This window comes from Shinella oryzae, assembly GCF_023038235.1.
Taxonomy (GTDB): domain Bacteria; phylum Pseudomonadota; class Alphaproteobacteria; order Rhizobiales; family Rhizobiaceae; genus Shinella; species Shinella sumterensis.
The window spans coordinates 493,488-514,936 of record NZ_CP081987.1 but is presented as its reverse complement, the minus strand read 5'-3'; the positions used below and the strand labels follow the sequence as shown (position 1 = coordinate 514,936).

20 protein-coding genes are annotated in these 21,449 nt (G+C 66.2%); 8 read left to right on the top strand and 12 right to left on the bottom strand.

Annotation, left to right across the window (positions count from 1 at the left end; genetic code table 11):
* Positions 1 to 7 precede the first annotated feature (7 nt).
* The 5 genes from K6301_RS02510 (at position 8) to K6301_RS02490 (ending at position 4,154) form a co-directional block, all read left to right on the top strand.
* Entirely contained in the window at positions 8 to 769 is a 762-nt protein-coding gene (locus K6301_RS02510) for an SDR family NAD(P)-dependent oxidoreductase (RefSeq protein WP_247219076.1), read from the top strand.
* Positions 769 to 1,704 carry a 2-dehydro-3-deoxygalactonokinase gene (locus K6301_RS02505; RefSeq protein ID WP_247219074.1) on the top strand — a complete coding sequence of 312 codons (936 nt, stop codon included), beginning with the start codon at positions 769 to 771 and terminating at the stop codon, positions 1,702 to 1,704. The genes K6301_RS02510 and K6301_RS02505 overlap by 1 nt, the downstream gene beginning before the upstream one ends.
* Positions 1,705 to 1,755: 51 nt before the next feature.
* Positions 1,756 to 2,394, top strand: a complete 639-nt coding sequence (locus K6301_RS02500) for a 2-dehydro-3-deoxy-6-phosphogalactonate aldolase (RefSeq protein WP_247219071.1) — start codon at positions 1,756 to 1,758, stop codon at positions 2,392 to 2,394.
* Complete coding sequence (locus K6301_RS02495) at positions 2,391 to 3,275, top strand: SMP-30/gluconolactonase/LRE family protein (protein ID WP_247219069.1); 885 nt, start codon at positions 2,391 to 2,393, stop codon at positions 3,273 to 3,275. The genes K6301_RS02500 and K6301_RS02495 overlap by 4 nt, the downstream gene beginning before the upstream one ends.
* Before the next feature lie 207 nt (positions 3,276 to 3,482).
* Positions 3,483 to 4,154, top strand: a complete 672-nt coding sequence (locus tag K6301_RS02490) for a PRC-barrel domain-containing protein (protein ID WP_134648940.1) — start codon at positions 3,483 to 3,485, stop codon at positions 4,152 to 4,154.
* Between the two features lie 71 nt (positions 4,155 to 4,225).
* On the opposite strand, the gene K6301_RS02485 is transcribed toward K6301_RS02490, so the two are convergent.
* The 3 genes from K6301_RS02485 to K6301_RS02475 all read right to left on the bottom strand — a co-directional run bounded on the left by K6301_RS02485 (position 4,226) and on the right by K6301_RS02475 (position 7,897).
* Entirely contained in the window at positions 4,226 to 4,561 is a 336-nt protein-coding gene (locus tag K6301_RS02485) for a PilZ domain-containing protein (RefSeq protein ID WP_134648941.1), read from the bottom strand.
* A 96-nt stretch (positions 4,562 to 4,657) separates the two neighbouring features.
* Positions 4,658 to 6,013, bottom strand: coding sequence for a putative bifunctional diguanylate cyclase/phosphodiesterase (locus K6301_RS02480; RefSeq protein WP_247219067.1), 1,356 nt, complete (start codon positions 6,011 to 6,013; stop codon positions 4,658 to 4,660).
* A 141-nt stretch (positions 6,014 to 6,154) separates the two neighbouring features.
* A complete protein-coding gene (locus tag K6301_RS02475; RefSeq protein WP_247219065.1) occupies positions 6,155 to 7,897 on the bottom strand; it encodes a response regulator in 1,743 nt (580 codons plus the stop codon).
* A 265-nt stretch (positions 7,898 to 8,162) separates the two neighbouring features.
* On the opposite strand from K6301_RS02475, the gene mutL reads away from it, so the two are divergent.
* Positions 8,163 to 9,962: a DNA mismatch repair endonuclease MutL gene (mutL, locus tag K6301_RS02470; RefSeq protein ID WP_247219062.1), complete on the top strand. Its 1,800-nt coding sequence runs from the start codon at positions 8,163 to 8,165 to the stop codon at positions 9,960 to 9,962.
* A gap of 125 nt (positions 9,963 to 10,087) precedes the next feature.
* The gene (locus K6301_RS02465) at positions 10,088 to 10,324 is read left to right on the top strand and encodes a DUF2093 domain-containing protein (protein WP_134648945.1); all 237 of its coding nucleotides are present in this window, start codon (positions 10,088 to 10,090) and stop codon (positions 10,322 to 10,324) included.
* Positions 10,325 to 10,409: 85 nt separating this feature from the next.
* On the opposite strand, the gene lpxK is transcribed toward K6301_RS02465, so the two are convergent.
* From lpxK to K6301_RS02435, 6 genes are all read right to left on the bottom strand, one after another.
* The gene (gene lpxK / locus K6301_RS02460; protein WP_247219060.1) at positions 10,410 to 11,447 is read right to left on the bottom strand and encodes a tetraacyldisaccharide 4'-kinase; all 1,038 of its coding nucleotides are present in this window, start codon (positions 11,445 to 11,447) and stop codon (positions 10,410 to 10,412) included.
* 106 nt (positions 11,448 to 11,553) lie between these two features.
* Positions 11,554 to 12,288: an HAD family hydrolase gene (locus tag K6301_RS02455; protein WP_247219058.1), complete on the bottom strand. Its 735-nt coding sequence runs from the start codon at positions 12,286 to 12,288 to the stop codon at positions 11,554 to 11,556.
* A gap of 11 nt (positions 12,289 to 12,299) precedes the next feature.
* Positions 12,300 to 13,616, bottom strand: coding sequence for a lipid IV(A) 3-deoxy-D-manno-octulosonic acid transferase (waaA, locus tag K6301_RS02450; RefSeq protein ID WP_247219056.1), 1,317 nt, complete (start codon positions 13,614 to 13,616; stop codon positions 12,300 to 12,302).
* A gap of 107 nt (positions 13,617 to 13,723) precedes the next feature.
* Positions 13,724 to 13,960, bottom strand: coding sequence for a DUF4170 domain-containing protein (locus tag K6301_RS02445; protein WP_247219054.1), 237 nt, complete (start codon positions 13,958 to 13,960; stop codon positions 13,724 to 13,726).
* 59 nt (positions 13,961 to 14,019) lie between these two features.
* Entirely contained in the window at positions 14,020 to 14,823 is an 804-nt protein-coding gene (locus tag K6301_RS02440) for a 3'(2'),5'-bisphosphate nucleotidase CysQ (protein ID WP_247219053.1), read from the bottom strand.
* Between the two features lie 4 nt (positions 14,824 to 14,827).
* Positions 14,828 to 16,174: a TldD/PmbA family protein gene (locus K6301_RS02435; protein WP_247219051.1), complete on the bottom strand. Its 1,347-nt coding sequence runs from the start codon at positions 16,172 to 16,174 to the stop codon at positions 14,828 to 14,830.
* A 108-nt stretch (positions 16,175 to 16,282) separates the two neighbouring features.
* Between K6301_RS02435 and K6301_RS02430 the strand changes: the two genes are divergently transcribed.
* Positions 16,283 to 18,067 carry a monovalent cation:proton antiporter-2 (CPA2) family protein gene (locus K6301_RS02430; protein WP_247219049.1) on the top strand — a complete coding sequence of 595 codons (1,785 nt, stop codon included), beginning with the start codon at positions 16,283 to 16,285 and terminating at the stop codon, positions 18,065 to 18,067.
* 20 nt (positions 18,068 to 18,087) lie between these two features.
* On the opposite strand, the gene K6301_RS02425 is transcribed toward K6301_RS02430, so the two are convergent.
* From K6301_RS02425 to K6301_RS02415, 3 genes are read right to left on the bottom strand one after another with little or no spacing between them, the layout of a single operon-like run.
* The gene (locus tag K6301_RS02425) at positions 18,088 to 18,957 is read right to left on the bottom strand and encodes a patatin-like phospholipase family protein (RefSeq protein WP_247219047.1); all 870 of its coding nucleotides are present in this window, start codon (positions 18,955 to 18,957) and stop codon (positions 18,088 to 18,090) included.
* 27 nt (positions 18,958 to 18,984) lie between these two features.
* On the bottom strand, positions 18,985 to 19,545 hold the full coding sequence (rsmD, locus tag K6301_RS02420) for a 16S rRNA (guanine(966)-N(2))-methyltransferase RsmD (protein ID WP_247219045.1): 561 nt from the start codon (positions 19,543 to 19,545) through the stop codon (positions 18,985 to 18,987).
* 6 nt (positions 19,546 to 19,551) lie between these two features.
* Positions 19,552 to 21,411, bottom strand: coding sequence for a pseudouridine synthase (locus tag K6301_RS02415; protein ID WP_247219043.1), 1,860 nt, complete (start codon positions 21,409 to 21,411; stop codon positions 19,552 to 19,554).
* Between the last annotated feature and the right edge of the window lie 38 nt (positions 21,412 to 21,449).

Genomic DNA, 21,449 nt, shown 5'->3' with positions numbered 1-21,449 from the left:
GGATACGATGGCGAGCCGCTATCCGGACCTGGCGGGACAGGGCGTTCTGATCACCGGCGGCGGCTCGGGAATCGGGGCGGCGCTGGTCGCGGCCTTTTGCGCCGAGGGCGCCCGCGTGGCCTTTCTCGACATCGCCGAAGCCGAAAGCCGCGCCCTGGTCGCGCAGCTGGCCGAAACGGCCGCCCACCGGCCTCATTTCATCAACGCGGACCTGCGCGACATCGCGGCCCTGCGCGGCGCGGTCGATGAGGCGATCTCCGTGCTCGGCGGCATCCGCGTGCTCGTCAACAATGCCGCGCGCGACGACCGGCAAGAGCTTGATGCCATCGAGCCCGATGGCTGGGACGAGAGCCAGGCGGTAAACCTGCGCCACCAGTTCTTCGCCGCGCAGGCGGTCGTGCCGGCCATGCGCAGGGGCGGCGGCGGGGCCATCGTCAACTTCTCCTCCATCGCCTACCTGCTCAATATGGGGGAACTGCCCGCCTATGCCACGGCGAAGGCCGGCATCATCGGCCTGACGAAATCGCTCGCCGGCAAGCTCGGACCGGACAATATCCGCGTCAACGCCATCCTGCCCGGCATGGTGCTGACCGAACGGCAGAAGCGGCTCTGGGTGGACGAAGCCGATGCCGCCGCCGGCATCGAGCGGCAATGTCTGAAGCGCTCCCTCGTTGCCGAGGATATGGTGGGCCCCTGTCTCTTCCTGGCATCGGACGCATCCGCCGCCATCACCGCACAAACGCTCATTGCCGACGGAGGCATGCTCTGATGACCCATACCGCTTCCCCCACCGACGCTGCCTATGTGGCCGTGGACTGGGGAACGTCCAGCTTTCGCCTCTGGCTCATCGGCCGTGACGAAACCGTGCTTGCCGAACGCCGCAGCGGCGAAGGCATGACGACCGCCGCCCGCACCGGCTTTGCCGCGGTGCTACAAAGCCATCTCGCCGCCATTTCCGCGCCCGAGGACCTGCCCGTGCTGATCTGCGGCATGGCCGGCGCGAAGCAGGGATGGGTGGAGGCCGGCTATCTCGACACGCCGGCTGCCCTTTCCGCCATACCCGCCGCCGCCGTGCGGGTGCCAGGTGTCGCGGCCGACATCCGCATCCTGCCCGGCCTCGCCCAGCGCGACGCGGTCGCACCCGACGTCATGCGCGGTGAGGAAACCCAGCTTCTCGGCGCAGCCGCCGAACTCGGCAACGGCGACCATCTCGTCTGCATGCCGGGCACCCACAGCAAATGGGTGCGGCTCTCGGCGGGCAAGGTGGAGGGCTTCTCGACCTTCATGACGGGCGAACTGTTCGACGCCATCGCGAAGAATACGATCCTCAGCCACGCGGTTGCCGATGCCGGCGCGATCGCTCCCGACAATGCCGCCTTCAGGTCGGCCGTCACGCGCATGGTCGCCAATCCGGCGCTAGCGACGAGCCAGATGTTTTCCGTGCGGGCGGGCTCGCTGATTGCGGGGCTGTCACCTAACGATGCCAAGGCGCGCCTGTCGGGCACGCTGATCGGGCTCGAAATCGCCGGCGCCCTGTCGCTGGCGGCGAAGGACACGCCCGTCACGCTTGTCGCGTCGGGCTCGCTCGGTATGCTCTACGAACAGGCGCTTGCCGCCGCCGGCCTTATCCCGACCGTCATCGATGCCGATACGGCGGTGCGCAACGGCCTTGCCGCCGGCGCAAAGGCCCTCTGGTCGCTCTAGTCATTAAGTAGCCGACCTCGTCGGCTGGAACGCTCGAAGAAAGTCGCAACAATGAGCCGCATCCCCTTCCCGCCGATGAAGTATCCGTTGATCGCCATCCTGCGCGGCCTGAAACCGCACGAGACGGAGGATGTCGTCGGCACGCTGATCGAGGCCGGCTTCACGGCCATCGAAATTCCCCTGAACTCGCCGGAGCCGTTCAAGTCCATCGAGATCGCCGTGAAGATGGCGCCGGAGGGTTGCCTCATCGGAGCCGGCACCGTGCTGACCGTCGAGGACGTGAGCCGCCTTGCGGATGTCGGCGGGCGCCTGATGGTGAGCCCGAATGTCGAGCCTGACGTCATTTCCACCGCCGCCGCCAAGGGCATGGTCACGATGCCGGGCGTCTTCACGCCGACCGAGGCGCTTGCCGCCGCACGGGCCGGCGCGACGGGCCTGAAATTCTTCCCGGCCAGCGCGCTCGGCCCGTCCGGTATCCAGGCGATCCGCGCCATCCTGCCGCCGGACCTGGAAATCGCCGCCGTGGGTGGTGTATCGGATCAGAATTTCGGCGACTATGCCGCCATCGGCATCCGCAGCTTCGGCCTTGGCTCCAGTCTCTACAAGGTGGGCATGGATGGCGCCGCGGTGCGCACGCGCGCCAAGGCCACGCTCGACGCCTATGATGCCGTTTATGGAGGAAAACGATGACAGATACCCATGCATTTACCGGCCGCGTCCTGTGCGACGTCGACAGCGCGCTGGGCGAAGGCCCGACCTACGATCCGGCGACCGACACCGCCTTCTGGTTCGACATCATCGGGCAAAAGCTGCATGAGCTGCAGCTTGCCACCATGAAGAAGACCGTGCACGACCTGCCTTTCCTCGGCAGCGTGCTGGCCGTGATCGACGCCGATCGGCAGCTCATCGCATCCGACAAGGGCCTCTTCATCCGCACGGTGGCCGATGGCAAGCTCAGCCCCTTCGCCAGGCTGGAAGACAAGCCGGGCAACCGCTCCAACGACGGACGCGTGCATCCGTCAGGCGCACTCTGGATCGGCACGATGGGACGCAAGTCCGAAACGCATGCCGGCGCGATCTACCACGTTGCAGGCGAGCGGGTGACGAAGCTTTATTCCGATATCACCATTCCCAACGCCATCTGCTTTTCGCCGGATGGCAGCGTCGGGTATTTCACCGACACGGATGTGAACCACCTCATGCGCGTCACGCTCGATCCGGCCACCGGCCTGCCGACCGGCGCGCCGCAGGTGCTGAGCGACGAGTCGGGAACGCCCGGCGGCGTTGACGGTGCGGTCTGCGATGCGGACGGGCTGATCTGGAACGCGCGCTGGGGCGCCAATGCGGTGGACGTCTATACGCCCGACGGCACGAAGATCGCCCGCCATCGGGTGCCTGCCTCGCAGTCGAGCTGCCCCGCCTTCATCGGCGCCAAGGCCGACCGCCTGCTGGTGACCTCCGCCTGGCAAGGCATGGATAAAGCCGCCCGCGACAAGGATCCGCATGCCGGCCAGACCTTCGAACTGGGCGTTACGGTGAACGGCCGTTTCGAGCCGCGTTTCAAACTCTAGGGGCGATCCTGACCGTCGATATGCGGGAGCGGCTGCCCGGGACCCGACCGGGCAAGAGCCGCTCCTTTTGCATGGCGGACATCAAAAATGAGGCAAATTTTATCGGAACCAAACCCCGGAGTCACCGTTGTGTGTGCATCAGCCGGTGCGGAGGATACTTTGAGACCGCCGCGCCTTGATACCAACGAGACGAAAGGCAGGTTTATTATGAGCAAGAAACTTCTTACCTCCGTTGCCGCTGGTGCACTCTTCCTTGGCGCAGCCCTGGCTCCTGCGGCATATGCACAGGACACCAACCAGCCCGCAGCCGGCCAGACGATGGAACAGCAGCCGGGCATGACCAACGATGACGCCACGGGCACGACCCCCGGCGACACCGCTGCGACCCCCGGTGCAACGACTGACCAGAACACGGCCGAAACGCCGGCAACGACCCCGACCGAAGACACGGCCCAGGCTCCGGCCGCTGCCGGTGACGAGTATCTGACCGCCCAGTCGGACGAGCAGATCAGCGCCAACACCTATATCGGTCAGTCGGTCTACAACAGCGCCGATGAAAGCATTGGCAAGATCTCCGACCTGATCATGGAAAAGAGCGGCGGCATTGACGCTGCGGTGATCGGTGTCGGCGGCTTCCTGGGTATCGGCGAAAAGTGGGTTGCCGTGCCGTTCGAGAAGATCTCGATCACGCAGGTTCCGGATTCGGACGACGTCAAGCTGACCACGACCGAAACCGCCGAAAGCCTGCAGGCAGCGCCGGAATTCAAGACCAAGGCGCAGCAGGTCTCCGAGCGTCAGGCCAACCAGCCGGTCGACAATTCGACCACGTCGTCGACGACTTCGGGCACCCTGCCCTCCACGACGCAGCCGGCTGAATAAGCCTCAGGCTGAACGAAAGAAGCCCGGTGGCGCTCGCCACCGGGCTTTTTCGTGCACGCAAATGGCGGGCGTCAGCGGCGCAGGACCGGACGCACCTCTTCGTGGAAGAAACGGAAATAGGACGTGATCTGAGCAAGCGCGTTGGTCGACAGCTTGTACTGGATGCCGAGACGGCCGTTGGAATACCAGCGCACGGTACCGCTGAGACGGCCAAGCTCCTCGCTTTCGACTGTCACGAGCTGCCCCGGCATGACCTGAAGGGGCTTTTCGATGTCGAAGGCCATGCCGCTCGGCGAGAGATCGACGACACGCGCCCGCGTCGACTGGTGCATGATCTTCACCGTCGCGAAAAGCCGCACGCTGGAACGATTGCTTGCCCGGACGGGCATATCCTTGATCGTCGTCATTCAGCACACCCCCATCGTTGCCGACATGAACGCAGGGTAGTGAGAAACACTTGCTGCCCCGCTAATGGACAGCGTTGAGAATTGGTAAATGCACCCTCAGGATGCGGCGCGGCCCTCGACGGTGACATAGCGATCGGCAAGGTAGCGCATGGTCGCCACCGCATCCGCCGGCTTTCCATAGAAATAGCCCTGCCCCATGCCGCAGCCGAGCGCCTTGAGCTTCAGCGCCTCGGAGAAGTCCTCGATGCCCTCGGCCACGACGGCCAGATCAAGCCCCTCGCACATGGTGACGATGGCCTTGATGATGTGCTCGGATGCCTTGTCGTTGGAGATACGCGAGACGAAGGCGCGGTCGATTTTCACCTTGTCGAAGGTGAAATCGCGCAGCCGCCCGAGGCTGGACTGCCCTGTCCCGAAATCGTCCAGCGAGATGCGCACGCCCGCCGCACGCAGCTCGCAGACGATCTTCTGGGCCGTGTCGGCATCCGTCATGACGGCGGTTTCGGTGATTTCCAGCTCCAGCCGGCGGGGATCCAGCCCCACGCGGTTGAGGATCGCCAGCGTGTTGAAGGCGGTCTTCGGATCCATCAGCTGGGCGGACGAGAGGTTGAAGGAGAGGAAGAGTTCCTTCGGCCAGGAAAGGGCTGCTTCGGCGGCCTTGCGCAGCAGCGTGTCGGACAGCGCATCGATGAAACCGCGCTCTTCGGCGAGCGGTACGAAGACGGCCGGCGAGACATAGCCGAGATCGGCGTCGCACCAGCGCGCCAGCGCCTCGAAGCCGACCACCGTATCGTCGCGCAGGCTGACGATCGGCTGGAAATGCACATCCACCTCGTTGGCGATGATGGCGTTGCGCAGCGCCTGTTCGAGCTGCGTCGCCCGCTTCATCTCCTGGGCAATTTCCTGGGAATAGACGGTGATCTGGCCGCGGCCGCGTCGCTTGGAGCGATAAAGCGCGGTGTCTGCACTTTTCAGGAGCTCGGTGAAGTCCTCGCCGGCGAAGGGGTAGATCGCAAAGCCGAAGGAGGCGGACAGACGCACGTTGCGGTCGCCCAGATCGAACGGCGCCGACAGGACCTCGCGTAGCATCTGGCCGATCTTCTCCGCGCCCTTGCGTTCGAAGACGAGAGGCAGCACGAAGGCGAATTCGTCGCCGCCGTGGCGTGTGACCGTGGCACCATCCGGCACGCAGGCCCTCAGGCGATGGGCGACTTGGCAGAGTATCTCGTCGCCGGCACGGGGACCGAATAGATCGTTGATGGGCTTGAAGCCGTCGAGATTGGCGATGCCGACGGCGAAGGGCGCGGGGTCCTCCTCGCGCTCCTTGGCGATCTGGCGAACCTTGTCACGCAGCCGATACAGATTGCCCAGCCCGGTCAGCGGGTCGGTATAGGCCATGGCATGGAGGTCAGTCTGGGAAACATCCAGCGCCGCGTGATCAGCAGACTTCATTAATGATTACCCGTACTTGCACTCGACCTCCGGAGACTGCTTCACGATGCGGCATGAGCGTTAACAAATGCATAGCGCCAAGTCGTCAGTCCTGCCCACCAACCTCCCTAAATATGGGGGGTTGACCCTTCCTCTCCCCATCTATGCGACGGATTTTTCGCCCATTCGGCTCACATAGCGCCGGTAGATGGCCTCGATCATGTCGGGGCTTACCGGCTTGGTGATGTAATCGTCCATGCCGGCATCCATGCAGTTCTGCATGTCCACGTTCAGCGCCTGGGCGGTGACGGCAACGATGGGCGTGCGGGCGCCCGTCAGCTTTTCAGCCTCGCGGATCTCCTTCGCCGCATCGATACCGTTCATCAGCGGCATGGAAATATCCATCAGCACGAGGCGCGGCTGGTGCTTGCGCCACAGCATGACCGCCTCCTCGCCGTTCTCGGCGATGCGGTGCGAGACGCCCATGCCCTCGAGGATCTGCGAGAAGACGAACTGGTTGATCTGGTTGTCCTCCGCCACCAGCACCTCGACGTCGCCGACCGCGCCGGGCAGCATCGTCGTGATGTCGGTCGCGATGTACCAGTCGTCGGCGAAGGTCGCCGGCGTGACGACGATCTCGCCGAGCGGCGAGGCGTCCTCCGACAGGAGTTCGTGGCTGTCGACAAGAGTCCGCATGAAATCCGGCCCGATATCGTCGGGCGTGATCAACCGTGTCTCAATGCCGAAGTCGTTGACAGAAATCGTGTCGCACCCCGGCAGGTTCCTGTCGATGACGATGTAATCCAGAGCCAGGCTGCGGGCAGCGGCGGCGGCGAGGAAGGCCTGGTGTTCCGCGACGCTGCGAACGGCGCAGCATTCCGCGCCGCGCGCCTTGAGTGCTGCGACCAGAATATCCTCGATGTGCGGATTGTCGGTGACGACAAGCACGCGCTTTCCGGCGATCGTCCGCAGTTCGTCGGGGTCCAGCTGGTCGAGCAGCAGCCGGTGTTCGGCCTCGCGAACGGGATCAAAGCAGTTCTGCGCCTCGATGAAGCCGCCGGCCACGCGCAGCACCGCGTCGGCCGACGCAAGGTCGGCAACCTGATCGCGCGCATAGGCGGTGACGTCCTGCATGACGGTCACGACGACGTAATGTTCGGGTGCGCCGATGCGGTACTTGTGGGTGATGGTGTAGAGATCGGAACCGTCGGCGCGAATGATATGCTCGGCCAGGCTCGTCGGTTCGCCGGTCTCCAGGACCGTGCGATCGCCCTGCTCGATCCGTTCAGCGGTTTCCGGATCGGCAAAGGCCCAGCTAGAGCGTCCGACGATGGTTTCGGCGCTCGCTCCATAGATCGCGCAGAAAGCCTTGTTCGCCGCGATGTAGGTCAGGTTGCGATCCTTGATCACGACCGGGGACGGCAGGGTTTCCAGGATATCCTCGGTCAGCGCGATACGCTCGAGGTCAAGGCGCCATTGCTCTTCCTGCTTCTTCTGCTCGGAGACATCGATGAAGGTGCTGACACTGTAGCCGCTCGGCAGGCGGCGCTTGCGGAAATGGATCCATCGGTCGCGGCCAACCCGCTCGACGGCGTCGTGCTGCTCGCGCCAATGGGCGGAGATGCGGCTGGAGATCCATTCCTCGCGGTTGATCGCCTTGTGTCGCTGCTCCGGCGTGATGCCATAGCGCATGCCGCTGTCGAAGATCGCGCCCAGCACATCGCGCAGGCGGGTTCCGGGGGTGAGCATTTCGACGGGAATGGGAAAGTAGCGAAGGGCCTGGCGGCTGGCGAAGACGAGGCAGTCGTTCTTGTCGTACACGATCACGGCCGCAGCGAGGATATCGCACGCGGCCTCGAACATTCCCAGCCGGATGTGCGCGTCTGACGGCGCTACATCATTCATATTGGCCACCCCTGCCTGTCTGGCATTCCCGCTAACATGCTGATCGGCGCTTCACGCGCTCTTGGACATGGGAATGACAGCGGCCAGCCACGCTGAAATCGTCCGCCGGGCGACCGGCACGCTTGTGCTCATACAAGCCAAACAGCACGTTCGCAGCATTTTATTAAAGCCTGATTAAATCTCTTGGCCACATCAGGCACGCGCAAGCCGGGATAAGCGGCCAAGACCACTGGCGGGGGCCGCGCGAATCCGCGAAAATGGCGCCATGACCATCAGGCAGCTTTCCGAAACCCTCATCAACCAGATCGCGGCCGGCGAAGTGATCGAGCGCCCGGCCAGCGCCGCCAAGGAGCTGATCGAAAACGCGCTGGACGCGGGCGCGACGCGCATCGAGATCGCCACCGCGGGCGGCGGAAAGACGCTGCTGCGCGTCACCGACAATGGCTGCGGCATGGCGCCCGGCGAGCTGGAACTGGCGATCCGCCGGCACTGCACCTCCAAGCTCGACACCGACCTGCTGGATATCCGCACCCTCGGCTTTCGCGGCGAGGCGCTGCCGTCCATCGGCTCGGTCGCCCGCCTTTCGCTGCTCAGCCGCACGGCGGAAGCCAGCGAAGGCGCCGAGATCAGCGTGACGGGCGGCAAGGTCGAGCCGGTGCGCCCGGCGGCGGCCAACCGCGGCACGGTGGTGGAGGTGCGCGACCTCTTCTTCGCCACGCCGGCGCGGCTGAAATTCATGAAGAGCGAGAAGGCCGAAGCGTCCGCGATTTCCGATGTCGTGCGGCGCATGGCCATCGCCTTTCCGCATGTGCGCTTCGTGCTATCCGGCTCCGACCGGACGACGCTCGAATTTCCCGCGACGGGGACTGATCGCCTTGCGCGCATCGCACAGGTGCTCGGCCGGGATTTCCGCGACAATGCCATCGAGATCGATGCGGAGCGGGAGAGCGTGCGGCTGACGGGCTTCGCCGGCCTGCCGACCTTCAATCGCGGCAATAGCCTGCACCAGTTCGCTTTCGTGAACGGCCGGCCCGTGCAGGACAAGCTTCTCTGGTCGGCGCTGCGGGCGGCCTACGCCGAAACCATTCCGCATGGCAGGTACCCGGTCGCGGTGCTCTCCATCGAGATCGACCCGGCACTTGTGGACGTCAACGTGCATCCGGCCAAATCCGACGTGCGCTTCCGCGATCCGGGGCTGGTGCGCGGCCTGGTCATCGGTGCGATCCGCGAGGCGCTCGGACGTGAGGGCGACCGGGCGGCCACGACGGGCGCCAGCGGCCTGATGCGCGCCTTCCGGCCGGAAGCACAGCGCCCCACTGCACCCTGGACGCCTGCCGCCTCGCCCTATCGCCCGTTCGAGCCGGCAGCATCGATGCCGCTTCGCGCCGCGCAGGCCGGCTTTGCCGAATTCGCAACGCCATCGGCGCGCAGCGAGCCGGTTTTCACGGCGCAGCAGCCTGTGCCGGACGACGCGCCGCCGCAGCACCACCCGCTCGGGGCGGCGCGCGCGCAGCTGCACGAAAACTACATCGTCGCGCAGACGCAGGACGGGCTTGTTATCGTCGACCAGCACGCGGCGCATGAACGGCTCGTCTTCGAGGCCATGCGCAACGCGCTGCATTCCCGTGCCGTGCCCGCGCAGGCGCTGCTTATCCCTGAAATCGTCGACCTGCCGGAAGACGATTGCGACCGGCTGGTCGCCCATGCCGAGGAGTTTGCCACGCTCGGGCTCGGCATCGAGCGCTTCGGACCGGGCGCCATCGCGGTGCGCGAAACGCCCGCCATGCTGGGCGAGATGGACGCGACCGGCCTCATCCGCCAGCTGGCGGACGAGCTTGCCGAATGGGACACGGCAAACGGCCTCAAGGCAAAGCTCGAATATCTCGCAGCGACCATGGCCTGCCATGGCTCGGTGCGCTCCGGGCGGCGCATGCGGCCGGAAGAGATGAACGCGCTGCTGCGGCAGATGGAAGCCACGCCCGGCTCCGGCCAGTGCAATCACGGCCGCCCGACCTATATCGAACTGAAGCTGTCGGATATCGAGCGTCTGTTCGGGCGCAGTTGAACGGCGAAAGCGCTGGAAATTTGGCCCCCGCCGCGATATGCACCATGAAGCTTTCTTGACGTAATTCCGGATACGGACCGTTTGCCGAAGCGGAATTGCCAGCAGTGATACGGATACTGAAATCGATGATGAACCGTTTTGAAGGCCGCAACGGCAGTCGGGAAGCGAAGATCCGCTACCTCGACGGCGATTTCCAGATCCTGATGCCGGGTTCGCACGTCATCTGCGCGATGACCGGCGAGACGATCCCGCTCGAAGAACTGCGCTACTGGAGCGTCGCGCGGCAGGAAGCCTATATCAGCTGCGCGGCCTCGCTCGATGCCGAAAAGCGCGCGGGCGCGCTGCCGACGCAGAAGCGGTAGAGCATTTCCAGCCGAAGCGAAGTCGCTTCGGCGTCGGATAATGCGGTAAAAAGAGGAATCTAGAGAATTTCCGGTGAACCGGAGTTCACCCCGCCGGGCGTTGCAGCTTGCGCTGCCGCGCATTGGCGATGGCCGCGTCGATGATCGCGTCCGGGCCCTTCGGGTCATCGAACCGGATTTCCACCTCGATCACCCGGCTCTTTTCCTGCAATTCCTCGGACCGCCCGTGCCCGCCGCCGAGCCGCACGCTGTCCTTGGCCGTGGTGACGAGCCCGCAGCCCAGGTCTTCGGCCTGCTGAAGCAGCTCGGCCACCTCGTCCTCGCCGAGGAAATGGTGATCCGGGAAGGACCGCGTCATCTGGAGCTGCGCGCCGGTTTCCCGCACGGTCCGGAAGAACTTCTCGTTGTCGGCGATGCCGGACCAGGCCATGACGGCCTGCCCTTCGAGATCGCCGGCAGCGACCGTCACCAACGTCGCGGGATGGATGGCCTTGCCGGCGCGCGCGGCCTGGCGGATCAGCCGGTCGGCCGCCGCGCCGTCGCCGATCGCAAGCAGGGCGCTTGCCTGCCGCATCTGTTCACCGAGCGGGGCGCGCACCGGTCCGCCCGGAACGAGGTGGCCGTTTCCGATGCCGCGACGGGTATCGATGACGACAAGCGCGTAGTCGAAGACGAGCCGCGCGCTCTGGAAACCGTCGTCCATGATGATGAGGTCGGCGCCCTCTTCCACCAGCTTCAACGCGCCCTTGATGCGCTTTCGGGAGATGACGGTCAGCGCCTCGCGGGCAAGCAGCAGCGGCTCGTCGCCAACGGCGCGGGCGCGGTGGTGCTGCGGATCGACGACGGTGGTGACATCGAGCGAACCACCATAGCCGCGCGACAGGAAACCGGGTTTCAGGCCCCGCGCCCTGGCGGCGCGGGCAAGGGCGATGGCCGTCGGCGTCTTGCCGGCGCCGCCCACCGTGAAATTGCCGACGCAGATGACGGGGACCGGCACCTGCGCGCGGCGGCCGCTGCGCATGCGTCGCCCCGCAATCCACCCGTAGAGGTGCGAGATCGGCCAGAGCGCCCGGGCTCGCCAGTCGGGCTTCGTCCACCAGAACGGCGGCGCTTCACTTACCATTTCATCCCCCGCAGGCACCCCTGCCCGTTCGACGGCACAAGAAACGCGAGAACGGTGCGGAAATCAACCATCGTGCCAATGAGCGGGTGCAGCGCCGCGGCGGCGTTCACGCCACCGGGCGCGCGGCGGCAGCGCCCGAGAAGAGCGGCACCAGTTCGGTGATGTCGTTGAGGCAATAGTCCGACGCCTCCGACAGGGATTGCCGCGAGCCCGTGCCCGTCAGCACCGCGACGGTGACGCCGGCACCGGCGCTGCGCCCCATATGGAGATCGTGGTTGTTGTCGCCGACCACGGCGACCTGATGCGGTTCGAGCCCTGTGGCGGCGCAGAAGCCCAGCACCATGCCCGGTTCGGGCTTGACGCCGTAGCCGCTGTCATAGCCTGCGACATAGTGCAGGTAGCCGTCGAAGCCGAAGCGCTTGGCCGTCGCACGGATGGAGGCCTCGTTGTCGGAGGAGGCGACGCCCAGCCGGTAGCCGCGCGCATGCATGGTGGCGAAGAAGGCGGCAAGATCGGTGACGGCAACGGCCAACTGCGCCGAATTGGCGAAAAGCCCGTCGAAATGGGTGGTGAGCGTTTCCACCGTGAACGGCGCGCCCGCCGCCACGAAGCCCTCGGCGATTTCCACCGTATTGCCGGCGGCCAGGAGGCTGTCGGGCGTGACATAGCCGGTATCCGGATCCATGCCGCCGGCGACGAGCAGCTTGCGGGCAAGGTCCTCATCGCCTTTGGCGGCGATGCGGCCGAGCTCGTAGTTCACGGGCACCCAGCTCTTGGCATAGTCGAGCAGCGTGCCGTCCTTGTCGAACAGGATACCGGAGATCGCGTCGGCCTTCGTCATGTCGCGTCCTTTCAGGAGGCCTGGCGCGGGTGGAGCCGCGCCTTCACGGTGAGGGGATTGATATAGGGTTCGAGCCCCTTGACGGTGGCGCGCAGCGCGCCGCGCATTTCCTGCACCGTCTCCTGGCCCGCATCGATCATCTGCCGGCGCATCTCCTCGTTGTTGAGGAGATAATGCACGCCCTTGGCCAGCATCTCGACGTCGCGCACCATCTTGGCGCTGCCGTTTCTGGCAAGCTTCTGGTAGGTCTCGCGGAAATTCTGCACATTGCCGCCCGACAGGATCGCGCAGCCGAGCATGGCCGGCTCCAGCGGGTTCTGCCCGCCCTCGGCAAAGAGCGAACGCCCGACGAAGGCGACCTCCGTCATGCGCAGGTAGAGCCCCATCTCGCCGATCGTGTCGCCGAGAAAGATATCCGTCTCCGGCGTCAGCGGTTCGCCGGAGGTGCGCCTGACGACCTTGAGGCCCCGCGCCGCCAGCATATCCGCGACGGCGTCGCTGCGCTCGGGATGGCGCGGCACGACGATGGTGAGCAGGCCGGGCGTACGCTCCTTCAGGGCGCGGTGCACATTGCCGGCGGCGGCCTCCTCGCCCTCGAAAGTCGAGATCGCCGCCCAGGTCCGGCGGCCGGCAATCTGGCCGAGATAGGTCGCGAGCGCCTCGGCGTCGGCCGGCGGCGCATCGGTATCCACCTTGAGATTGCCGGATACCGTCACCGGCAATGCCCCGAGCGCACTGAAGCGCTCCGCGTCCACATCCGACTGGGCGATGACCAGCGCGAAATTTTCGAACAGCGCCTCGGCGAAGGCCTGGCGGCGCTGCCAGCGCGGGAAGGAGCGATCGGAGATGCGGCCGTTCACCAGCACCTGCGGAATATGGCGCCGGCTCAATTCCAGGATGGTCATCGGCCAGATTTCCGATTCCGCCATGATGGCGAGGTCGGGATGCCAATATTCGAGGAAGCGGCTGACCGCCGGCTTCAGGTCGAGCGGCACATACTGGTGGATGACGTCGGAGCCCAGTCGGTCGTGAACGACCTTCGCGGAGGTGACAGTGCCGGTCGTCAGCACCACCGCGATGCCACGGCGGCGCACTTCCTTGATGAGCGGAATGATCGAGTTGGTCTCGCCGACGCTTGCGGCGTGGAACCAGACCAGCGGGCCGGCCGGGCGCGGCACGCCCGCCACGCCGTAGCGCTCGCGGCGGCGCGCGCGCTCTTCCTTGCCCTTGGCGGCGCGCACCGCCAGATACGGACCGATGACGGGGTAGAGCGCGACGCCTCCCCAGCGGTAGATCGAAAGCGTGAGGCGGGCAAGCCGGCTGCTCATCGGCAAGACACCTTCGTTGGGGCTTTCGGGCTATGGAGGATCATGAAGGGTCCGGTCTTTCTGTCCGGCGCGGTCAGGCCGCGCGGGACGGGGTCGGTGACGTCGGCTCAGCCTTTGCGCGGGTCCAGGAGACGGTGCATGTGCACGATGAAGTAACGCATATGCGCATTGTCCACGGTCTGCTGGGCCTTGGATTTCCAGGCGACGAGCGCGCTCGCATAATCGGGGTAGATCCCGACGATATCGAGGCTGTCGAGGTCGCGGAACTGCAGGTCGTCGAGGGTCTTCAGTTCGCCGCCAAAAACGAGATGAAGGAGTTGCTTGGGTTCGGACGTATCGGTCATGTCTTCTCTCTTTATTGTGCCGAATTCGGCTCACGGTTTGCGGTATTCCGCATGAAAGGTCAATGGTCGGAGAGGTCGCGTGCGGCCTCGACAAGCCCGGAAAGCCGGGACAACCCGGCAGCGCACAGCGTCTCGTGGCTGACGGCCGGCCGGTTGTAGACCAACGGCTCACCGTCCAGCGACACAAGCGCCCCGCCGGCCTGCGCAAGGATGAGATCGGCGGCCGCCAGATCCCAGTCGTGCGCGTTGCGTTTGACCAGCGTCGCGTCGATGCGGCCATCCGCCACCATGGCGAGACGATAGGCAAGCGACGGCACATGGGCGATACGACTCATATCGCCGATCTGCCGGCGATCGATGTCGCGCACCATGTCCTCGGGCGCCGCCACACGCATCGCACGCGTATCGTCCGGCCCGGTCACGGCGATGGCCGCGCCGTTCTTCAGCACGGGTCCGCCGGCCGATGCCGTGAACAGTTCATCGAGCGCGGGCGCAAAGAGAACGCCGGCAACCGGTCGTCCCTCATGCACGACGGCAGCGCTGACGCACCAGATGTCCTTGCCGCCGATAAAGGCGCGCGTGCCGTCGATGGGATCGATGACGAAGACGGTTTCGCAGCAGAGGCGCGCGGCATCGTCGTCGGTTTCCTCCGACAGCCAGCCGTAGTTGGGCCGGGCACCGAGCAGCTGCGTCTTGAGGATATCGTTTGCCGCGAAATCGGCGGCGCTCACCGGCGAGCGGCCGCCGTTCTTCCACCAGACTTCCGGCCCCTTGCGGAAGAATTCCAGCGCCTTGGCGCCGGCCAGCCGCGCGGCCCCCACGAGGAGGTCGAGATCGGCGGCCCAATCTCCGGCGGGGCGCATGGGGTCACGTTCCCGCAAGCGTCATGCCCTCTATGGCAAGCGTCGGCGCCGCCACGCCGAACGAGCGGTCGATGTCGTTTGCCGGCGTGATGCGAAGGAACATGTCGACGAGATTGGAGGCGATCGTCACCTCGGAGACGGCAAAGGTCAGTTCGCCGTTTTCGATCCAGTAGCCGGAGGCGCCGCGGCTGTATTCGCCGGTCACCATATTGACGCCCTGGCCGATAAGCTCGGTGATGTAGAAACCGTTGCCCACCGAGCGGATGAGGTCTTCCGGAGACATCTCCCCGGGCTCCAGCGCAAGGTTGGTGGAGGCCGGGCTGACCGATGTGCCGCCGCGCACGCCGCGGCCGTTCGTCTTCAGGCCGAGTTCGTTCGCCGTGGAGGTGGAGAGGAACCAGTGTTGCAGCACGCCGTCCTCGATCATCGCGAGGCGCTTGCCGGTGACGCCTTCGCCATCGAAGGGACGCGACGAGGGACCGCGCACGATGAGCGGATCGTCCGTGACGGAAAGCCCTGCCTTCAGGACCTGTTTGCCCATGCGGTCGCGCAGGAAGCTCGTCTTGCGGGCGACGGACGCGCCGTTGATCGCACCGGCGATGTGGCCGGCAATGCCGCGCGCCACGCGCGGATCGTAGACCACCGTCACGTTCTTCGCTGTCGGCACCTGTCGTGGATTGAGGCGGCGTACGGCGCGGGCGGCGGCCTCGCGGCCGATTTCCTTGGCATCGCGCAATTCTGCGAAATACAGCGCGGAATCGAAATCGTAGTCGCGCTCCATCTTCGTGCCTTCGCCCGCAATGACGCTGACGGAACGGCCGAAGCGGCTGGCGCTGTAGGCGCCGGAAAAGCCGTGGGAGGTGGCCAGCACAAGGCCGCCCATGCCGGCGGATGCGCCCGCACCGCCGGAATTGGTGATGCCGGAAACGGCGAGCGCCGCGGCCTCGGCGGCAAGGGCCGCTTCGGTGAGCTGGTCGGCGGAGACTTCGGTCGGGTCGAAGAGATCGAGGTCAGGCCATTCCTTCGCCAGGTCACCTTCGGCGGCGAGCGACGCGAAGGGATCTTCCGGCGAGGCCTTGGCCATGGCTACGGCGCGCTCGGCGAGCACCTTCAGGTCGAAGCCCGGATTGGCCGAGACGCTGGCGACGCGTTTTCCGACGAAGACGCGCAGGGAGAAATCGTCGCTTTCGGAGGCCTCGGTGCCCTCGACCTTGCCGAGGCGCACGCTCACCGACGAGGACCGGCCACGGACGACGACGGCATCGGCCGCATCCGCCCCCGCTTGAATGGCGCGGTCGATAAGTTCACCGGCGCGCTCGAGAAGGCTTGCGGAATCGATTGTCTGTGACATGACTTGGCCTTTCTTTGATGCCCCATTTATTGTGCGCCGACACAGGCATCAAGGGAGGTCGTTCCTTTTTTGCCGTGCAGCCGCCACCCCGCAGAGAAAGCCTTCCGCATGCAATATACCCACAGCTCGTACAACGAGGTCCTGATGATGCTCGGCGGGGCGCTTCTTGCCGCGCCGATCTTCAAGCGGCTGGGGCTCGGCACCATTCTCGGTTATCTCGCAGCCGGCGTGGTGATCGGCCCGATCCTGCACCAGATCCGCGATGGCGAAGAGCTGCTGGGCGTCGCCGAACTCGGCGTGGTGTTCCTGCTTTTCCTGATCGGGCTGGAGCTGAAGCCCTCGCGCCTGTGGTCGATGCGGCACGACATTTTCGGGCTCGGCATCGCGCAGGTGGTGGTGACCGGGCTCATTCTGGCGGGGCTCGTGCTGCTCTTCGGACTGGAGGAGTGGGACGGTGCGCTGATCATCGGTTTCGGCCTTGCACTGTCCTCCACCGCGTTTGCCATGCAGATCCTCGATGAGCGGGGCGACACCAATACGCGCTACGGCCAGCGCGCCTTTTCGCTGCTCCTGCTGCAGGACCTCGCCATCGTGCCGCTCCTGGCGCTGATACCGCTGCTGGCCGAACAGGCGCCCGAGGACACGACAAGCGCCTTCCACGATTTCATGGTCGCGGTCGGGGCGATCGCCGCGCTGCTGGTCGCCGGCCGCTACCTGCTCAACCCGCTGTTCCAGATCATCGCGCGCACCGGCGCCCGAGAGGCCATGATCGCGGCGGCGCTGTTCGTGGTTCTCGCTGCCGCCATGCTGTTGCAGATGGCCGGGCTTTCCATGGCCATGGGCGCCTTCCTCGCCGGCGTGCTGCTTGCCGACTCCTCCTATCGCCACGAATTGCAAGCGGATGTGGAGCCCTTCCGCGGAATTCTGCTCGGCCTCTTCTTCATGGCGGTCGGCCTGTCCCTGCATCTCGACGTGATCTTCGCGAGCTGGCTGACGATCCTCATCGCGACACCGGCCGTCATGCTGGTGAAGGGCCTCGTCATCTACTGTCTCTGCCGCTTCACCGGCTCCGTGCACAACGATGCGGTGCGGATCGCGCTGGTGCTGCCGCAGGGCGGTGAATTCGGTTTCGTGCTCTTCACGGCGGCAGCCGCGGCCGGCATCTTCTCCAGCGGGCTCGCCTCGCTGCTGATCGCCGTCGTGACCGTGTCCATGGCGCTGACGCCGATTGCCGCCGCCCTCTCCCGTTTCCTGCTGGTGGAGGATCCCGAAGAGGAGATGGAGGAGGATTTCGAAGGTGCTGGCGCCGACGTGCTGATGATCGGCTTTTCGCGCTTCGGCCAGATCGCCGCCCAGATCCTGCTGGCCGGCGGCCGCGAGGTGACGGTCATCGACCATTCGACAGACCGCGTGCGCCAGGCCGCGAATTTCGGCTTCCGCATCTATTTCGGCGACGGCACGCGCAAGGACGTGCTGCGGGCCGCAGGCATTGAACGGGCGAAGATCGTCGCCGTCTGCACGCACGGCAAGGCCACCACGGACCGCATCGTCGACCTCGTCCAGTCGGAATACCCCAACGCCACCGTCTTCGTGCGCTCTTACGACCGCATTCACACGCTCTCGCTGCGCGCCCGCGGCGTGCAGCACGACGTGCGCGAAACGTTCGAATCCGCGCTCGTCTTCGGCCGCGAAACGCTGGAGGAACTCGGCGTCGAGCCCGATGACGCGGTGGCCATCAGCGATGACATCCGCCGCCGCGACGAGGCGCGGCTGGAGCTCCAGGCGGTGGAAGGACTGGCGGCGGGGCGGCATATGCTGCATTCCGCGCCGGTGAAGCCGGAACCGCTCGTCAGGCCGAAGAACCAGATGGCCGACGCCGACGAGGATGTCTGAGCCCTGCCGGCTCGCTGGCTTCAGCCCGTACGGGAGAGTTTTTCGTCAAGCGCGCGCCTCAGGACATCGCGGATACCCTCCGACGCTTTCAGCACCTCCTCCGCCTTTGCGAAATCCAGCACCCGGAAACGACCAACCTCCGGCTGGAGGAAGATGTCGGGTGCACCCTTTTCAAGCTTCAGCGTGACGATGGACCGCATGGTCAGCTGCGTGGCGCCGTAGAGGCTGTCGATGCTGTTGGGCAGTTCGGCCGTGCCGGCCGGCGGCTGGCCGATCACGTCGACGCCGATGGTGATATCGGCCCGGCCGGCGAGATGGTCGAACGGGATCGGATTACACAGGCCGCCATCCATCATCACACGGCCGTCGATGACGACAGGACGGAAGACGGCGGGCAAGGCGGCGGATGCGGCAAGGGCCGGGAACAGCGGGCCGCGCTCGCAGACGCATTCGCGCTGCGCGTAATAGTCCGACACGATGATCTTCATCGGGATATCGAGCGCTTCGAAGGTTTCCGGCACGCGGTCGGGCAGGAAGGCCTTCAGCATGCGTTCCAGATTGAACTGCCCGAACTTGAAACCGCCGGAGACCATCTGCGAGAGCCCTGATGGCCGCAGGCTCCAGAGGCGGTTCATGATCTGGCCGGGTCTGCCGATGGTGGCCATCGTATGCTCGCGGATCTCACGGCCCGTCATGCCGGAGGCCATGGCCACCCCCATGATCGCGCCGATGGACGCGCCCGAGATCAGCACCGGACGGATGCCGAACTCGTCGAGAACTTCGATGACGTGGATGTGGGCGAGGCCGCGCGCGCCACCACCGCCAAGCGCGATGGCGACGGTCGGGCCGGCGGGGCGTGGCGCGATCGGGGAAACGAGGGCATCGGTCATCGCTCAGGTCTCCGCGGCCGGCACCGGTCAGCCGGGCCGGTAACGATAGAAGTGCATGCGCGTTTCGCCGAACGTCCTGACTTCGAGAAGCTCGAAACCGTCGACGGTGGCGGGTTGAATATCGGCGCGCTCCTCGAGGATCGCAAGGGCGCCCTCGACGAGCCAGCCGCCGCGGGCGGCGGCATCGAGCGCGCGCTCGCCGAGACCCTTCGCATAGGGCGGGTCGGCATAGAGGAAATCGAACGGCTCCATCGTGCCGATGCCGCCGAGCGACGTGGCGTCGCGGCGGAAGATCTTGGCGCGGCCGATCACGCCGAGCGATTCCGTGTTGGCGTGCAGCAGCCCCCTGCCCTCCACGCCCTGCTCGACAAAGAGCACGGCGCGCGCGCCGCGCGACAGCGCCTCGAAGCCCACGGCACCGGTGCCCGCGAAGAGATCGAGCACGCGCGTTCCGTCCAGCGCCTCGGGATAGGTGTGGGAGAGGATGTTGAACAGGCTTTCGCGCGTGCGGTCCGTCGTCGGACGGATATCGTCCGACTTCGGCGTTGCAAGCGAACGGCCGCGAAATTCTCCGCCGACGATCCGCACGGCGGATTACTTGCCCTTGCCGCGCGGACGGCCGCCGCCGGCAGGACGGCCACCGCCGGGCTTGCCGCCACCGGGCTTTCCGCCAAAGGACTTGCCGCCGGGTTTGCCACCGAACGACTTGCCACCGTCGCGGCGCGGCGGACGGTCGGAGAACGAGCGTTCGCCCTCTGCCCGTGGCTTGCGGTCGCCAAAGGAGCGTTCACCCCCGCCGAAGGAACGCTCGCCCTGCGCACGCGGCTTGCGGTCGCCAAAATCGCGGGGTGCGCGGTCATCGCCGGCGCCGGAGCGCTTGCGTCCGAAGCCGCCACGGCCGCCATCATCACGGCCACCGGCCTCCGGCTCGGAGGCGCGGATCCATTCGCCGTCCTCGTCGCGCGTCTTCAGGATGCGGGGCTTTTCCACACGATCATCACCGGGGCGGCCGCGGGCCGGACCCCTGCTGTCGAAACCCTTGCGGTCCGGATCGAACTTCTTGGCCGAACGGGTCGGCGCGCCATCGGCCGTGCGGCCGTAACGCTTGGTCTTGGGAGCGCCTTCGGGACGCACGCGCGGCTCGCGCTTCACGCCTTCCGCCGACGCATCGGCTGTTTTTTCGGCAACGGGACGGGCGCCGGGCGCCATCCAGACATTGGACTTGCGGGCACGGTTCGCAGGTTCGCGCTTCGGCTTGCTTTCGAAGCGGTCGCCGTCGCGATCCCGGTCGCGCGGACCCCCGCGCGGCTTGTCACTGAACCGGTCGTCGCGCTTGGTATCCAGCCGGGCGCGGGCCTGCTCGCGGCGATCGCCATCGCGGCGGCCGGCGGGCTTCTCGCGGCGCTCTGCCGGACGCTCGCTCCAGGCGGACGCCTCCTCGCGGGGCTTCACCGGCTTGGCGGCGGCATCCTCATCCGCCTTGTGGTCGAAGAGCGGCGCGTCGAAATTCGCACCGGATTCCTCGATCAGGCGCGGGCCGAGCTGGTCACGCAGCGTGCGACCGCGGATTTCCTGAGCATGGCCTTCCGGCAGCTCGCCGAGCTGGAACGGGCCGTAGGAAATGCGGATCAGCCGGTTGACGTCAAGGCCGAGCGCGCCGAGCACGTTCTTGACTTCGCGGTTCTTGCCTTCGCGCAGGCCGAGCGTCAGCCAGACATTGGAGCCCTGCGCCTTGTCGAGCGTCGCGTCGATCGAGCCGTAGAGCACGCCGTCGACGGCGATGCCTTCTTTCAGCTTGTCGAGATCGGCCTGCTCGATCTTGCCGTGGGCGCGCACGCGGTAGCGGCGCAGCCAGCCGGTCGTCGGCAGCTCCAGCATGCGGGCGAGGCCGCCGTCATTGGTCAGCAGCAGCAGGCCTTCGGTGTTGATGTCGAGGCGGCCGATGGACATGACCCGCGGCAATTCTTCGGGCAGGTTGTCGAAGACGGTCGGGCGGCCTTCCGGATCGGCATTGGTCGTCACGAGGCCGGCCGGCTTGTGGTAGAGCCACAGGCGCGTGCGCTCGATGCCGCGCACCGGCACGCCATCCACCTCGATGCGGTCGGCGAAGCTGGCGTTGAGCACCGGGGTCTCCAGCACCTTGCCGTTCACGCTGACGCGGCCTTCCATGATCATGCGCTCGATATCGCGGCGCGAGGCCACGCCCGCGCGGGCGAGCAGCTTGGAAATGCGTTCGGGCGCGAGTTCGGCCCCGGCCGGTGCGGCAGGTGCCGGCTTGGCGGCACGGGCGGGCTTGCCGTCGCGCGGCGCCGCCTTGCCGGCAAACGGCTTCTTGCCCGCCGGCTTGCCGCCGAAGGATTTCTTGCCCGCGGCCACCGATGCGGCGCCACGCGGCTTGGTATCGCGGCCCGCGGGCTTTGCGCCCGGCCGTTTTGGCTTGTCTTTGGATGTCATTTGTGTTGCCTGCGTTTTCGCGTGTCCTATCAGGTCAG

Excerpts from the sequence above, each read along its gene's own strand:
- K6301_RS02510 (WP_247219076.1), top strand. The coding sequence starts at position 8 with ATGGCGAGCCGCTATCCGGACCTGGCGGGACAGGGCGTTCTGATCACC.
- K6301_RS02505 (WP_247219074.1), top strand. The coding sequence starts at position 769 with ATGACCCATACCGCTTCCCCCACCGACGCTGCCTATGTGGCCGTGGAC.
- K6301_RS02500 (WP_247219071.1), top strand. The coding sequence starts at position 1,756 with ATGAGCCGCATCCCCTTCCCGCCGATGAAGTATCCGTTGATCGCCATC.
- K6301_RS02495 (WP_247219069.1), top strand. The coding sequence starts at position 2,391 with ATGACAGATACCCATGCATTTACCGGCCGCGTCCTGTGCGACGTCGAC.
- K6301_RS02490 (WP_134648940.1), top strand. The coding sequence starts at position 3,483 with ATGAGCAAGAAACTTCTTACCTCCGTTGCCGCTGGTGCACTCTTCCTT.
- K6301_RS02485 (WP_134648941.1), bottom strand. The coding sequence starts at position 4,561 with ATGACGACGATCAAGGATATGCCCGTCCGGGCAAGCAATCGTTCCAGC.
- K6301_RS02480 (WP_247219067.1), bottom strand. The coding sequence starts at position 6,013 with ATGAAGTCTGCTGATCACGCGGCGCTGGATGTTTCCCAGACTGACCTC.
- K6301_RS02475 (WP_247219065.1), bottom strand. The coding sequence starts at position 7,897 with ATGAATGATGTAGCGCCGTCAGACGCGCACATCCGGCTGGGAATGTTC.
- mutL (WP_247219062.1), top strand. The coding sequence starts at position 8,163 with ATGACCATCAGGCAGCTTTCCGAAACCCTCATCAACCAGATCGCGGCC.
- K6301_RS02465 (WP_134648945.1), top strand. The coding sequence starts at position 10,088 with ATGATGAACCGTTTTGAAGGCCGCAACGGCAGTCGGGAAGCGAAGATC.
- lpxK (WP_247219060.1), bottom strand. The coding sequence starts at position 11,447 with ATGGTAAGTGAAGCGCCGCCGTTCTGGTGGACGAAGCCCGACTGGCGA.
- K6301_RS02455 (WP_247219058.1), bottom strand. The coding sequence starts at position 12,288 with ATGACGAAGGCCGACGCGATCTCCGGTATCCTGTTCGACAAGGACGGC.
- waaA (WP_247219056.1), bottom strand. The coding sequence starts at position 13,616 with ATGAGCAGCCGGCTTGCCCGCCTCACGCTTTCGATCTACCGCTGGGGA.
- K6301_RS02445 (WP_247219054.1), bottom strand. The coding sequence starts at position 13,960 with ATGACCGATACGTCCGAACCCAAGCAACTCCTTCATCTCGTTTTTGGC.
- K6301_RS02440 (WP_247219053.1), bottom strand. The coding sequence starts at position 14,823 with ATGCGCCCCGCCGGAGATTGGGCCGCCGATCTCGACCTCCTCGTGGGG.
- K6301_RS02435 (WP_247219051.1), bottom strand. The coding sequence starts at position 16,174 with ATGTCACAGACAATCGATTCCGCAAGCCTTCTCGAGCGCGCCGGTGAA.
- K6301_RS02430 (WP_247219049.1), top strand. The coding sequence starts at position 16,283 with ATGCAATATACCCACAGCTCGTACAACGAGGTCCTGATGATGCTCGGC.
- K6301_RS02425 (WP_247219047.1), bottom strand. The coding sequence starts at position 18,957 with ATGACCGATGCCCTCGTTTCCCCGATCGCGCCACGCCCCGCCGGCCCG.
- K6301_RS02415 (WP_247219043.1), bottom strand. The coding sequence starts at position 21,411 with ATGACATCCAAAGACAAGCCAAAACGGCCGGGCGCAAAGCCCGCGGGC.